11 protein-coding genes and 5 pseudogenes are annotated in these 13,021 nt (G+C 68.2%); 9 read left to right on the top strand and 7 right to left on the bottom strand.

The window, feature by feature from the left end; all coding sequences use genetic code 11:
* Window positions 1–551 precede the first annotated feature (551 nt).
* The 5 genes and pseudogenes from ABB07_RS00490 to ABB07_RS00470 all read right to left on the bottom strand — a co-directional run.
* A pseudogene (locus ABB07_RS00490) lies at window positions 552–1,147 on the bottom strand (transposase family protein); the annotation flags it as partial.
* A 231-nt stretch (window positions 1,148–1,378) separates the two neighbouring features.
* Window positions 1,379–2,371 (bottom strand): immunity 49 family protein, encoded by a 993-nt coding sequence (locus ABB07_RS00485; RefSeq protein ID WP_208896691.1) that lies wholly within the window; start codon window positions 2,369–2,371, stop codon window positions 1,379–1,381.
* Between the two features lie 83 nt (window positions 2,372–2,454).
* On the bottom strand, window positions 2,455–2,682 hold the full coding sequence (locus ABB07_RS41885; RefSeq protein ID WP_208896690.1) for a transposase: 228 nt from the start codon (window positions 2,680–2,682) through the stop codon (window positions 2,455–2,457).
* Between the two features lie 131 nt (window positions 2,683–2,813).
* Window positions 2,814–3,005: pseudogene (locus tag ABB07_RS00475) on the bottom strand (IS5/IS1182 family transposase); the annotation flags it as partial.
* 29 nt (window positions 3,006–3,034) lie between these two features.
* Window positions 3,035–3,625: an SUKH-4 family immunity protein gene (locus tag ABB07_RS00470; protein WP_208896689.1), complete on the bottom strand. Its 591-nt coding sequence runs from the start codon at window positions 3,623–3,625 to the stop codon at window positions 3,035–3,037.
* A 537-nt stretch (window positions 3,626–4,162) separates the two neighbouring features.
* Here ABB07_RS00470 and ABB07_RS00465 point away from each other — a divergent pair.
* Window positions 4,163–5,269: an NAD(P)/FAD-dependent oxidoreductase gene (locus ABB07_RS00465; protein WP_244189141.1), complete on the top strand. Its 1,107-nt coding sequence runs from the start codon at window positions 4,163–4,165 to the stop codon at window positions 5,267–5,269.
* A 162-nt stretch (window positions 5,270–5,431) separates the two neighbouring features.
* Here the strand turns inward: ABB07_RS00465 and ABB07_RS41880 are convergent.
* Window positions 5,432–6,462: pseudogene (locus tag ABB07_RS41880) on the bottom strand (IS630 family transposase).
* Window positions 6,463–7,082: 620 nt separating this feature from the next.
* Here ABB07_RS41880 and ABB07_RS00450 point away from each other — a divergent pair.
* Window positions 7,083–7,292 (top strand): hypothetical protein, encoded by a 210-nt coding sequence (locus ABB07_RS00450; RefSeq protein ID WP_208896687.1) that lies wholly within the window; start codon window positions 7,083–7,085, stop codon window positions 7,290–7,292.
* A 326-nt stretch (window positions 7,293–7,618) separates the two neighbouring features.
* On the opposite strand, the gene ABB07_RS00445 is transcribed toward ABB07_RS00450, so the two are convergent.
* Window positions 7,619–8,509 carry an SCO6745 family protein gene (locus ABB07_RS00445; protein WP_208896686.1) on the bottom strand — a complete coding sequence of 297 codons (891 nt, stop codon included), beginning with the start codon at window positions 8,507–8,509 and terminating at the stop codon, window positions 7,619–7,621.
* Between the two features lie 84 nt (window positions 8,510–8,593).
* Here ABB07_RS00445 and ABB07_RS00440 point away from each other — a divergent pair, with 84 nt between their 5' ends.
* From ABB07_RS00440 to ABB07_RS00410, 7 genes and pseudogenes are all read left to right on the top strand, one after another.
* Window positions 8,594–9,415: an NAD(P)H-binding protein gene (locus ABB07_RS00440; RefSeq protein ID WP_208896685.1), complete on the top strand. Its 822-nt coding sequence runs from the start codon at window positions 8,594–8,596 to the stop codon at window positions 9,413–9,415.
* An 8-nt stretch (window positions 9,416–9,423) separates the two neighbouring features.
* Window positions 9,424–9,815 (top strand): annotated as a pseudogene (locus ABB07_RS41875) (transposase family protein); the annotation flags it as partial.
* Between the two features lie 101 nt (window positions 9,816–9,916).
* Entirely contained in the window at window positions 9,917–10,696 is a 780-nt protein-coding gene (locus tag ABB07_RS00430) for a hypothetical protein (RefSeq protein WP_208896684.1), read from the top strand.
* A gap of 40 nt (window positions 10,697–10,736) precedes the next feature.
* Window positions 10,737–11,108 carry a hypothetical protein gene (locus ABB07_RS41675; RefSeq protein ID WP_208896683.1) on the top strand — a complete coding sequence of 124 codons (372 nt, stop codon included), beginning with the start codon at window positions 10,737–10,739 and terminating at the stop codon, window positions 11,106–11,108.
* Between the two features lie 221 nt (window positions 11,109–11,329).
* Entirely contained in the window at window positions 11,330–11,725 is a 396-nt protein-coding gene (locus ABB07_RS00420; protein ID WP_208896682.1) for a GNAT family N-acetyltransferase, read from the top strand.
* A 102-nt stretch (window positions 11,726–11,827) separates the two neighbouring features.
* Window positions 11,828–12,621 (top strand): annotated as a pseudogene (locus ABB07_RS00415) (transposase family protein).
* A 49-nt stretch (window positions 12,622–12,670) separates the two neighbouring features.
* The gene (locus ABB07_RS00410) at window positions 12,671–12,841 is read left to right on the top strand and encodes a hypothetical protein (protein ID WP_208896681.1); all 171 of its coding nucleotides are present in this window, start codon (window positions 12,671–12,673) and stop codon (window positions 12,839–12,841) included.
* Window positions 12,842–13,021 lie beyond the last annotated feature (180 nt).

Below are 13,021 nucleotides of genomic sequence, written 5' to 3'. Positions count from 1 at the left end.
AACGCCGCCTTGGCGTTGCGCCCGCGACGCTGAGGCGGCTTCGACAAGTCGCTCTCCTGCTGACAGACCGGACACAGCCCTTTGATCCCGTCAAAAGCAACTCCACGCTGCCGGCACTTCCGACACGTCAGTAGCATCCCGCGCCCCCTCCTTGCTTGATCGCGGTTGAATTGAGCGCCGCATCCTATGGGCCCCGCCAGAGAGGCGTCGATACCTCTAACGCAGTGAAGATCGAGAATGGGTGCAGATCCGCCCTGGCCCGCGAAGCCATCACTCTCGCCCCCGGCCCGCTTCACCCCTAGCACACCCGGGCTGCTCCCCGGCCCGCGCAGATCCCAGGGGGATCGAACCGGGCGGCTCGATCCGGGGCGCCGTCACCCAGAAGGTGGCGTCGTGGGGGCCGCAGAGGTTCCGCAACTCCCGGCAGCGGCCGAGCGGTCGGGCTGGCAGGCCGGGGGTGAGGGCCTCGCCGCCGCACCAGATCTGGCTGCCCGGGGCGCCGGATCAGCCGTCGTCCGTGGCCAGGCGTCAGAAGCTCATGGGTGGCCTAGGTGTTCTACGCGGGCACGGACCCTGCGGTGCTCGGCGTTGTCGTCTTCCTCACTCTTCAGCAGAGGTCGCCCGGGGCGTTTGCGGTGCGGCACAGCCATCCCGCAGTTGAGACAGGCGCCGTCACCGAGCATGGTCACGCCCTGACAGTGCTCGCTGAGCCCGGAAGCACGCCAGGCGTGCGCGTCTGCCGTGGTTCCCGGCATCGGACGGGCTGCCGCGATGACCAGCCGCGTGTCCGCGTCCACGATGACCTGCACCTTCGCGGAGAACCGGTAGTTGCGGGAGGAGGTGGCCACATCCCGGTCAGGGACCGGGATGAGCGTGCCGTCCACGATCCACATCCGGTCTGGAGCATCGGCGGGGCGGGAGACGGGCTCGAGCGCGAGCAGCGTCCCAGCCGCTGGATGACCCGGCACACCGTGGGCGAGGAGACGCCGAACAGTGGGCCCAGCTGTCGCATGGTCAGGTCCGTGCGGTAATACACCGCGACCATCCGGACCCGCTCGGCAAGCGGTAAAGGCCACGGCCGGCCCCGCAGCGTGCCGTTGCCGCCCCGCTCCCGCACCACCCTCAACAGACCCGAAAACTGCGTCATCTGCAGTACCGAGAACGTCTCCACCCGCACCCGCTCAACTGAGGCTCGGCGCCGTCGGCTACCGGCGTCGCAGGGCGTGGAGATCCGGCAGATGGCGTTCGTCGGGGTGGGGCAGGGTGGGCTTCCGTCCTTCTATCGCACGGACGTACGTGCTGCCTGGGTGGGGACGAGTCCGTCTCCACGACGATGTCCTGGATGTCGGGCCGAGCCCACTTCCGCACCCCGGGTGGCCTACTTGGCGGCCCAGCAGCCCAGGTTGTTCCGGTTCCCCTCCGCCGCCCGGCGCGGCGCGTCCGGCGATCCCAGCAGACCGTACGGCAGATATCCGGACCGGACACCGAGTTCCCACCCATGGACCTGGACGGCGAGGCAGGCCAGGGTGAGGGTGCCGAGGGGGAGGAGGGACCGGGGCGCGGGATCGCCGGCATCGGCCTCGACGCTCTCGCGGTACGCGACCAGCCGGGCGACGAGGGCGTCCTCGAAGGTGTGCTGGTCGTCGTCGAGGAGTACGCGGAGCAGCCGCTGGTCCGCGCTCAGCGCGTCGCCGACCTCGTCGAGGCGCCGGGCGGCCTCCGCGCGCTCCCCGGCGTCCGGCTTGCGCAGCGGAACCGTAGGCCAGTCGCGGGGCAGATGCCCGGCCGCCTCGGTGAGATAGAGGCACAGGGCGTCCATGGCGGCGAGGTCGCCGGGATCGGAGACGGAGGTGTACCGGTTGTAGGGCACGCCGTCACGGATGGCGGGCGCGTAGTCGCCGCGCAGCAGCAGCCCGGTGACCCGCTCCCAGTCCCACACATGCCCGCTGACGACACACATCTCGAACATGTCGAGCCACGTCCGCGCCGTGGGCGCCTCCTTGACGACATCCCGAAAGGTGATGGGCCCGTCCCCGAGGTCGTCGTCGTCCGGGTCCGTGCTGATCCGCTCCCCGATGAGGGGGAACCGGAGTTCCTGGTCCCCGCTCGGGAAGCACATGATGCTCAGCACTCCGTGCACACACTCCGCCGCGGTGACGGCGACCGTGCCGGCCGCAGCGTCGAGCCCCGGCTCCGTCACCGTTCGCGCGGCGACATGGTCGAGCAGTTCGTCCGCCATGGCCCGGATCAGCATCGGCGAGATGCTGCCGTACCGCAGCGAGTGCCATCGCGCGTAGGCCCGCCCATCGATGTCGTCGAGCGCCTCGGCCAACCGCTGCGCGCCGACCTGGTGACATGTCACATTTCGCACGTACCCCGTCCCTTCATGAACTCCACGACTGGACGAAGCACGCTATCAACGGGCACTGACAGCACTGGAGCGCTTCTTGCGGATCACCTCGCGGACCAGATGATGATGGCGGCGATGTGGAGTCCGGCACGGTAGATGGCGGCGGTCTTGTCGTATCGAGTGGCCAGACCGCGCCATTGCTTGAGCTTGCCGTAACTGGCCATGACCTTGGTGAACGCGGGAGCGTCGCCTGCCTGGCCGGGTGCCCCTTTTGACGGGCTCCCGGCGGCGTGCTGGTGAGCGCGCACGATGGTGGAGTCGACCGCGACCACCCAGTGCAGGTCACCTTCGGCGTCGGCCTGGGCGAGCAGAGCGGTGAAGACCTTCTCCCAGGTGCCGTCGGCTGCCCACTTCCGCAGCCGGTTGTGGACGCCTTTCCAAGAGCCGAAGTGCTCGGGCAGGTCTTCGATTCGGGGATGGTGTGCTTGATCCGGCGCTTGCGCAGGTACCGGCGGTTATGACGGGATGAGTACGCCTTGTCGCCGCTGAGGTGATCCGGCCGGGTGCGCGGGTGACTGCCAGCCGACGGTCGTACGCGAACGCGCTCAAGGACCGGGATCACCTGAGGTGCGTCGCCCCACCAATCGCCGGTCACATGACCCATCGGACACGCTCTAGTGGTCCTCAAAGGAAATGGTGTTCGGGATCCACGATGTACGTAAGGACCCCGTGCCAGCGGGAATCGGGGTTCTCCAGGGCTTCGGGATCCACAGACATCATGGCCGTCCGGACTCGGGCTTGGGCGGCCTCGGGGTCGTAAGGCACCTCGATCTCGCTTTCCCATTGCGCGTCGAAGTGCGGGCGTTCCAGTTGGAGGAGGTACAGGAAGTGCACGAAAGACCGGAGCGAGCTGTTCCACAGGTAGATCTCGGAGTCGTCGGGAAGGCAGTAGACGGTGCCAGTATCAGGATCGAAGGCAAGACCGTCATAGGGGATCATGCCCAGACTGATCCACTTGTCCGCCCCCGTTGGGACGACGGAGTAACGGTCGGTGAGTTTGTCATCCCAATCCTCGACCCGCCCGAACGAGACTGCCAACTCAGCGTCTATGTCGAACCACGGATTGTCCCAGACCGGAATTCCCAGCGTTCCCAAGACTTTTCTGGCGTCGGGGTCGCCGATAGTAGGTAGGCCTTCTTCCGGCGCTACAATCAATTCAGCCGGATCAAACACGGTCTCCAGCATATCGCGAGTGAGGGCGGGCGGACGGCTCATGCTCTTTTCCTGTCATTTATAGTCGACGTGCGGGAATATCAGCTGGCAGCCTGCGGTTCGGGGTGCTGGTCGACGGGAGCGTCACCGCAGACGTGGCCGGTGCACTGAAGAAGACACCGGCCACGGCGACAGCCACCGCTGGGACAGCAAGAAGAGCGCGCAAAGGACCCCCCTTTGAGATCGAGCGAGTGCACGGGGACTCTATAAGAGTTTCAGCCGCTTACTTGCCGTTTTGCGATACCGGACGCGGCGACGGGCTGCGAAGCCCGTGCGACGCGGGTCGGAGCTGTCTCGTCTCCTCGGAGCAAGGCGGGGTGGGTCGTTACTGACTTCGGTTCGTCAGGGTGAACTTCCTTCAAGTCCCTGATGGGCCCGGATCGGGGGCTGTATCCCGGGGTGTGTGAGGTATGGGGACGGGGGTCGGGTTGAGGCTTCCCTAGGCACGGACAACCGCGGCAGGCGGTGGCTGGTGCTTGCATGCTAGGAACGGGAGTTCGCTGGTGACTTGGGAAGGGGGCGTTCGTGAGGATCGGGTCCGTGAAGCGGCCTGAACGTGTTGCTGTCATCGGAGTGGGCATCCTCGGAGCCAGCGTGGGCTGGAACCTGTCCCGACAGGGCGCCGAGGTGGTCTTCATTGACGCAGGCCGGCCGGGAGAAGGCGTCACCAACTGGTCTTTCTCGTGGGTCAATGCCAGCAACAAGACCGCGCGCAAGTCCTACTTCGACCTGAACGTCGCGGGCATGGCAGCCCATCGTGAGCTTGCCAGGGCTATCGGGCCGGATTCATGGTGGTATCCCAGCGGCCACCTGCGCTGGACCGACGATCCCGCAGCGCAGATGAAGCTTCTGGAAACAGCCGGAGTGCTGGCAAGCTGGGACTACCGAGTCGAGGTGTGCACGGGGGCTGAGGTGCGCCGCCTCGAACCTGCTCTCACGATGCCCGGCGAGGTTCCAGTCGTGTTCTACCCCGACGAAGCATGGGTGCACGGACGTCAACTCGTCGGCCGCCTGGTCGGCCAGGCTGTTGCATCTGGCGCCGAACTCCGGTCCGGCACCGCGGTCTGTGAGGTCGGCACCGGTGCCGACGGGAGCATTCGGAGAGTCACTCTGTCCGATGGGAGCTGTCTCGACGTCGACATCGTCGTGAATGCAGCGGGCCCCAGCGCCTCCCACGTCGCCGGGCTCATCGGACGGCACTTGCCGATGCGCCGGGAACCCGGTGTCGTCACCCGGATCGACTGTGCTCAGGTCCCGGTTCGCCGGGCCATGCACGCGCCTCACATCGAGATCCGTCCTGACGGGGGCGCTTCGGTGGTTCTCCATAGCCGTGAGATCGACGCACTCATCGACACTGGCGAAGACCCAGCGGAACTCGCACGGCTGCTCCTCGAATCGGCGCGGCGCGTCGTTCCCGAGCTCGGCAACTCCCGCATCGCACAGACACGGGTAGCCCACCGGCCTATCCCGACCGACGGATTCCCCTCGGTGGGAGCGGTGCCGTCTGTGCCGGGATACTACGAGGCCGTTTCCCACAGCGGCATCACGCTCGGGCCGGTAATCGGCCGGCTGCTCGCTTGGGAGATCCTCAGCGGGACGAGAGATGAGTTGCTGGCGGATTTCCGCCCAGAGAGGTTCCCCTCGTGACGGCTCGGGCAAGCGCCACCGGTATCGCGACCCAGGCGGGTGCGGCTCCGTGTGCCCGGAACAGGCTGGTGGCCCCGCCGCCGCGTCAGGTGAGCCGGAAAGACCGGATGATCCTCCACCTCTGCCGCTCGACCCCACGCACGAGTTACTGACTTCGGCTCGTCAAGACGATGTCGGAACGTCAAGGGTGAGGCCGGTGCCCGCTATGAAACCGTCGAGGGTGTCGGGCCGGTACGGGGGGCGTTTGAGGCGGTTGCGGACGAGTGTTTCCAGGCGGTCGAGGGCGACGACGGCGAGGTTGGCCAGCAACTCACGCATGGCGTGGGAGACGTGCGTGTTCAGACGGTCCCACACCAGCACGATCGGCGCCTTGACGAGCTGATGGACACCGTCGACCAGCGCGACGAGGTCCCGCTCGCCCATGCTGCGGCGCTTGCCCTTTTCGGCTGGGTGGGTACGCAGACGGTGGCACAGCCGGGTCCGGGAACCGGGCCGTGTCGCGATCAGCCCAGCCACCGACAGGCGCCCCGAGCGTCGCCCGCTGACGGTCACGACCGGTGTGCGACCGCGCTGGCCCCAGGTGCGTCCTTTGGGCGGCCGTCGGGTGAAGCCTGCCTCGTCCTGGAAGCAGATGTACCCTCCGCAGGCCGCCCGAGCTCCTTTACCTCCTCCCACGTCGCCTCCTTCCACGCGGTGACGGCCTGTTCATCGCGTTCGGCGACCCGCCGAGCGGGCACCTGCGGGCTGAAGCCGAGCCGGCGCATCAGCCTCGTGGCCCTCGAGACGCTGTAGCAGACGTGGAACTTCCTGCCGACCAGCGAGGCCACCCTCGACCCCCTCCACACCTGATCCTCCACCCAGCCGTGCGCAGCCGGGCCCTGCTCGAGTTACTCAGCCAGCTTCTCCAAGCAGCGCGGGGACAGACGGCATCGCGATCCACTCGGGCCACGGGAGGCCAGCGCCGTAGCACCGCCGTCCCGCCACAACTGGTGCCACTGGTAGGCCGACTTCCGCCTCACCCGCAGACGCCGTGCGACCTCTCTCAGCTTGATTTTCTGCTCGAACAGCTCAGCCGCCTGCATCCGCGCCGTCTCCCGGTGCCGTCGTTCCGCAGTAGACAGCCCGCCCCCATCCCCATACCGGTGGCCATGTCGTGCACGCCGGCCGGGCCCGGTTACGCAGGACCAGTACACCCAGTGCTGGGCGGTGGCCTGGAGTTCGTTGGGCACGCAGGGGGCGTTGGTCGGGACGGTCTGGACGGTGCCCTGGGTGGTGAGGTCGATCCGGGTCGGCGTTCCGGCGGCGGGACCGGGGACCCGCATCGTGGAGCCGGACAGTGCGGCGGCGGAGATGGGGCGGGTGGACAGGACGTGGCTGGTGTCGCCGGCGCCGGGGTCCGTGTCGCCGATGTACTGCTTCTTCGAAGAGCCGCCGTTGTAGATCACGGAGTGGCTTTCGGCGTCGACGAGGGTGCCGCCGGTGGCGCCGGGTGTGACCAGGTCCGCGGTGCCGTTGTGGTTCTGCAGGCTGACGGCGTCGCCCTGTGCGTTGGCGTTCGGCGACAGCTGCGAGATGTTGCTGTCGCCGGTGGCGATGGGCGGGTTGCAGGTGGCGGCGGAGTCGCAGTCGGTGGGTGCGAAGGGCTGGCTGAAGCTCTGCTCGGCGCCGTAGGAGGGTGGGGAACCGAGCTGCACGGTCCGGTCGTAAACGAGGGGCCGCTGACACGCGTGCGCCGTGTCGCGTCCTCCGGTGGAGCCAGTCGCTGTGCCCGTCTTCGCCGGCCCTGGAGACGGTGCGCAGGTCCTCGGGCAGGGTGATCTCTTCCGGTGCCCAGGTGCTGTCGTTGAAGGAGCAGGCCCGCACGGCCCGGCGAGAGGAGTTGACGACGATCGCGGCGACGGTGCCGTCCTCTGTGAGGGCGCCGGTCTCCACGGCGGTGCGCCCGGAGCCGATCGCCCTGTCGCTGCTGCGGAACATCATGACGGCCCTGGCGTGCCGGCGGCGCTTGCCGGTGAGCAGGTAGAGGGGTCCATTGGGTGCCGACGGTGTCCGGCTCCTCGGCGCGGCCGTGTTGCTGCCCGGTGCCGGGGCGACTGGATGAGCGCCAGGGCAGGGGATCGCCACGAACCGAACGTCCTGGCCCCTCGAACGACGCTGAAGCGCTGTCATGAGATCTACTTGCGCCCCGTCAGCCGAAGCTCGCCCTGTCGCGACGCCCGGCACCGTACCTCGCGGCGTTGCCACATCGACCGAGCAGGCCCCCCACGAGGCCGATCCGGCGCCTTGCGATGCACGGCACCGGACGCCGCTCTCTGACGAGAAGACCCTGACCTCGCGGCGCAAGTCCCCTTACCACTGCGGGCCGCGGACCGTTGCGATGCCGATGGTGTTGGTGGCGGGGAACAAGCCGGACAGGAGCAGGGCGCTGAGGATCGGACCGTTCAGTTTGGCGAGGCGGTCGACGCCCTTGTCGCCGATGGCCTTCCACGGCTCGGCGGCGAGCCGGTCGGTGAGCCGTTCGACCTGGTCGCGGCCCTCGGCGCCGAGTTCGGTGGCTTTGCCGTCGTCGTCGATCCACCCCCGTGAGCGCAGCCGGTCCGCCGCGGCCGCCCACGCGTCCTCGCTCCACTGACGGCTCTGGAAAGTCTCCACCGGTGCGGCGCCGATCGCCGCAAAGGACACCAGGGCCTCGCACGGGTCGAGACCACTTGCGAGCAGCGCCGTGACGTGGCCGTCACCGCGCTGCTCGCGGATGATCGTGACGGCCTGCCAGAACACAAGGTGCGGCTCGTCGGGCCAGGGCAGGTCCGCGTTCGCCGCGGCCATCGGCCGCCCCGCGGTGTCGGCGGCCTCGGCGACCCGGCGGACCAGCCGCGCCGCCTCGGCGAAGTCCGGCGTGCCGATCAGGTCACCCATGAGCGACCGGTACGCGCGATCGACCCCCCGGATCCGTGCGGCGAGCACCTCGTCACGGGAGGCCACGCTCCAGCCACTGGGGACGTGCTCGGCGACCATACGCGGGCTGAAGCTGTAGAAGGCTGCGGCCACCTGCCTGGGCCCGGCAGTGCCGAGCGGAGCCGACCGCAGCGGGAAGTAGCTCGGCCACCTGGTGGCCACGTCGTAACCGAGGGCGGCGAACTCCTCGAACACCTCGGGCGCGTAGTAGACCAGCGCGTGCGCGGCCTCCAATTGCTGCCACATCCGCCGTGCGGCCCGCCTGTAATAGACCTCGTCCGTCATGCGGACCATCTTGGCCCGCGATCACCCACCAGGAAGCTCCGTGCCGCTTAAAGTAAGGGGAAACTCACGGGACTTGGGGGATCGATGTACTTGGTGACCGGCGCGACCGGCAACGTGGGCACCGAAGTCGTCGCGGCACTGGCCGGGACCGGGCAGCGGGTGCGCGCACTTGTCCGCGGCCCCCGCGAGATCCCCGGCGCCGAGGCGGTCGTGGGCGACCTCAACCGCCCTGACACCCTCGCCGACGCGCTGGCCGGCGTGGACGGGCTGTTCCTGCTCCCGGGCTACCAGAACATGGCCGACACTCTGGCCCTGGCCGCCGGAGCAGGGGTGCAGCGGGTAGTGCTGCTGTCCGGCGGCTCGGCCGCGAGCGGCGACCTCACCAACGCGGTCGCGCGCTACATGCTCGAGTCCGAGCGGGCGGTACGCGACTCGGGGCTGGCCTGGACTTTCGTCCGCTCGGGGGCGTTCATGTCGAACGCCTTGCGCTGGCGCCCGCAGCTGGCGGCCGGTGACGTGGTACGGGTCCCGTTTCCGACCGTACGGGCCGCCGCCGTGGACCCGTACGACATCGCCGCCGTCGTGGCACGGGCGCTCCTGGATGACGGACACGACGGCAGGATCCATTCGGTGACCGGCCCTCAGGCGCTGCTGCCCGAGGAGCAGGTCGCGGTGCTGGCCGAAGGCCTTGGCCGGGACCTGAGCTGCGTGGGACTGACGAACGCCGAGGCCAGGGCCGAGATGGAGGCGTCGATGCCGGTCGAGTACGTCGACGCCTTCTTCAGTTTCTACGTGGACGGCACGCTCGACGAGTCGAGGGTCCTGCCGACCGTTCAGGAGGTCACAGGCCGGGCGCCCCGCACCTTCGAGCAGTGGGTGCGCGACCACGCGGACGCCTTCTCATAGTGCTTCGCTACCTCGACCTGGACGGCACCGAGATCCGCACCGACCGCGTGGCCGCCGCCGGTCCCAACGGAGCGGGCCTGTGGTGGTCTGGGAAGCACGAGCGCCATGGAGGGAATGCGCACGTCATCTCGGCTCCGGACGGCTGGCTATTGTGGGTCTCCCCGGTCCGGGAGCACGACATCACCGCGCCAGCGCACACGGCCTGGTCGACGCCCTGAACCGGCTCGCCGCTACCCTGGGCATCCCACCCTGACCGACCTCGGCTACGAAAACGTCGCAGACGGCATGCGACACCTGGTCAAGAGGAGCAAGGGCGGGGAACTCGCCGAGTTCGAACGCGTTCAACGCCGTGATCCGAGGCGTCCACGCCGTCGCTGAGCGGGCCAACGGCCTGCTCCAACTCGAACACGACCGCATTGTGGAGGATGACGGAAGAGAGCGGGTCTGCGTGGTGAAGGGTGGGCCGTTTGATAACTCCGACAGCAGGGAGCGTTTCTTCCGATGACCACACAGCCCGCACGCGCTGAGCACAGCGGCCCCGAGTCCGCCCCGGTCCTGGATGTCTCGCCGTTCAAGCCGTCTCTCGTCAAAGCGGTGTTCAGGGATGTGACCTCGATGCACGTCTCTCGCTCGGCCGCGTGGGCCGCCGCGTCGGTGACGCGTACAGTGCTGACGGAGATCATCGACGGCGCGAGGAGAGCGGCGGCGGAGGAGGCCCGGAAGAAGCTGATTCCCGGTGACCTTCTCTCGGCGATCGACCGGAACGTCGAGCTCGAGGTGGGGAACAAGTGGTACGACCACAGCCCGACGTTTCAAGGCCTGACCGGTGTCCTGTACGACGCCGAGGGTGTCATCGTGCCTTCTCGTAAGCGCAGCCAGTCACGCAAACTGAGTGCTGTGGTCGGCGCCCACAGGTTCGAGGCCGGGGTCAAGAAGCTGCTGCGGAGCCAGGGGGCGACGGCCGTCCCAGCGATGGTCCGCGACCTGGACGGAATCGCGAGCGTGTTCCTGACGGACCTCGCCCGGGACGCGGCCATGGTCGTCCGCGAGGGCGGGACCAAACGTTTCGGTACGGTCACCCTGGAAATGCCGGGCGAACCGGCCCCACCCCCGTTGCTCAAGGATTCCCTGCGGGCCCCGTCCAACCGCAGAAGGGACGGGCGGACCATCGGCAGGGATGACATCCTGGCCGCCACCACGATTCAGTTGTTCGGCGGCAACCTCAGGCAGCGAGCCCTCACCGAAGCACGCGAGGCGACACAGAACACTTCGGCCGGCTGAGCGGGGTGCGGCGTTGGTTCGGGGCTTCGGTGCCACCGCCGTGACGGACGCGCTCGAGCACGTCCTGATGGAGAGCGTGCAGCCCATTGGAGGGGAGGGGAGCGGGGCTGCCGGTGAGTGTGTACCGCTTTTCGGCGCCCGCGTACTGGAGCACGATGTGGGCCCGTCCAGCGGCGTTCCGCGTCGTGGCCACGGTCAGCTCGCTGGTGATGACTCCGACCTCGTCGGTCACGGCGCCTCCCGGCCCGGCCTCCACCGTGTCGACGAGTCGCTCAGGGATCTTCTCGGCGCTGTCGTTGTTCATGAGGCACCGCCGCTTTCCTCGCACCGAGTGATCATCCGCATCCAGAGCCTCACGGCGCTCACTCAGCAGCCGGGCTCAAACTTCTTTACCGTGAGGAGGAGTTGGTGACCGCCGCTGGACTGCCGTCGCCATCCGGGCTGCCGGTGAGCGTGCTGTACTAGCCCGCCGTGCCGGTCCACTTCGGCCGGCCCGCCCGCCCGGGTGGCCTGCCCACCCCCAGTGGTCGGTGTTTTGGTTTCAGTGGGGGAGTGAGGTTTTCTCAGCGATGATCACCTCCGATCTTGCGTGCGGAGGAGGAAAGGGCAAGGACGGCGGTCTACGCTCGCGCCATGACGATCACGTATGAGTGGCGGGGAGCCTTCGACAACGCAGCCGTCAATGCGCTGCATGCAGCGGGTTTCAACCATCAGGCCCTGGAAGTCGACTGGCTGACCCGGGTGCAACGCCACAGCCTCGGCTGGGTCTGTGCACGGCATGACGGCAACCTCATCGGCTTTGTCAACGTCGTGTGGGACGGCGGTGTTCACGCGTTCGTCCTGGACACTGTGGTCGCAGAGAGCTACCGCCGCTCGGGGATCGGAGCCGAACTCATCGCGGAGGCCACCCGGCAAGCCCGGGAAGGAGGATGCGAATGGCTGCACGTCGACTTCGAGGACGATTTGCGGTCGTTCTACTTCGACGCCTGCGGGTTCAAGCCGACACCCGCGGGTCTCATCGCGCTCTGAGCCGACCTCGCCGCGTGGTGCTGCCGGCCATGGACAGCTGTGAAGCCCCTGGTAGGACAGGTCTCACCACAAGATCATGTCCGCTGAACCAGAGGCTTCACGTTGGTCACCTATGTTGCCACGCTCGACGTCCCGCGCCACGCCGTCGAGTTCCTCGCCCGGCCGCTGTCCGCCCACCGGCAGCGGATCGGCACACCGAAGGGCTCGCGCGCGCTCGGGCTGTTCCGGCAGACGGTGCTGGTACTGCGCTGGTTCCGCGAGCGCGGCTGCGTGCATGGCCTGGCCCGTGAAGCGGGCGTCTCCCAGGCCACCGGCTACCGCTACCTGCACGAAGGCATCGACGTCCTCTCCGGCCAGGCCCCCGACCTGCACGAACTCCTCGCCCGATGCCGACGCGAGGGCATGACACACGTGATCCTGGACGGCACGCTGATCGAGTCCGACCGCCTCGCCGGCGTCCGGGACAACGGGAACGACCTGTGGTTCAGTCAGAAACACAAGGCGTTCGGCGGGAACATCCAGTTCCTGTCCGGCCCGGACGGCACCGCGCTGTGGGTCTCCGACGTCGAACCCGGTACTACCCCCGACATCACCGCCGCCCGCATCCACGCTCTGCCCGCCCTTTACAAGGCTGCGGCCGATGGCCTACCGACCCTGGCCGACAAGGGCTACATCGGAGCCGGCATCGGCATGCGTATCCCGGTCCGCCTCCCAAAGGGCAAGTCCGAACAGGCACTTCACTCCGACACCCGCATGCTCAACATGCTGCTACGGCATGTCCGGGCCCTCGGTGAGCGCACCGCTGCCGAGCTCAAGCAAAGCACGTCACGGTCAGCCCGAGCCGGATCGGCGACATCGCCCGCGCCGCCCTCGTCCTCAATGCAATCTGGAAGTGATCACTGCTGAGAAAACCTCAGTGGGGGTGATCCGTTTGGAATTCGATACGTGGTCTTCTCTTCCTCGGGTATAAAGGGCGAACTCAAACAGGAACTTGAAGAGAACAGCGGTGACGAGGTCGGCGCCGTGCGGCAGATCCAGGGCGACGAGGTCGCCGGGCCCGACGCCGTGCTCGGCGAGGCGGCCGGCCGGCCGGCGCGCTCCCACAGCTGCCGATAGGTCAGTTCACGCCCGGTGAGCGTCTCTCGGACGGCCGGCGCCTCGGGGGCCTCCCGCACGCGCTGCGCGACCAGGCGGTGCACGCCCCGCGGCTCGCTCCGCACCTGCTCCGCATGCTGGCCGGCCTCCTGTGCCTGCTGGGTCGGTGATGACACACGCATGAATCCCCCCGTGGTGTTC

The organism is Streptomyces incarnatus, assembly GCF_001027185.1.
Taxonomy (GTDB): domain Bacteria; phylum Actinomycetota; class Actinomycetes; order Streptomycetales; family Streptomycetaceae; genus Streptomyces; species Streptomyces puniciscabiei.
The sequence above is the reverse complement of the archived record's forward strand: the minus strand, read 5'-3'. Positions and strand labels throughout refer to the sequence as shown.

Excerpts from the sequence above, each read along its gene's own strand:
- ABB07_RS00430 (WP_208896684.1), top strand. The coding sequence starts at position 9,917 with ATGACCACACAGCCCGCACGCGCTGAGCACAGCGGCCCCGAGTCCGCC.
- ABB07_RS00470 (WP_208896689.1), bottom strand. The coding sequence starts at position 3,625 with ATGAGCCGTCCGCCCGCCCTCACTCGCGATATGCTGGAGACCGTGTTT.
- ABB07_RS00440 (WP_208896685.1), top strand. The coding sequence starts at position 8,594 with ATGTACTTGGTGACCGGCGCGACCGGCAACGTGGGCACCGAAGTCGTC.
- ABB07_RS00445 (WP_208896686.1), bottom strand. The coding sequence starts at position 8,509 with ATGACGGACGAGGTCTATTACAGGCGGGCCGCACGGCGGATGTGGCAG.
- ABB07_RS00420 (WP_208896682.1), top strand. The coding sequence starts at position 11,330 with ATGACGATCACGTATGAGTGGCGGGGAGCCTTCGACAACGCAGCCGTC.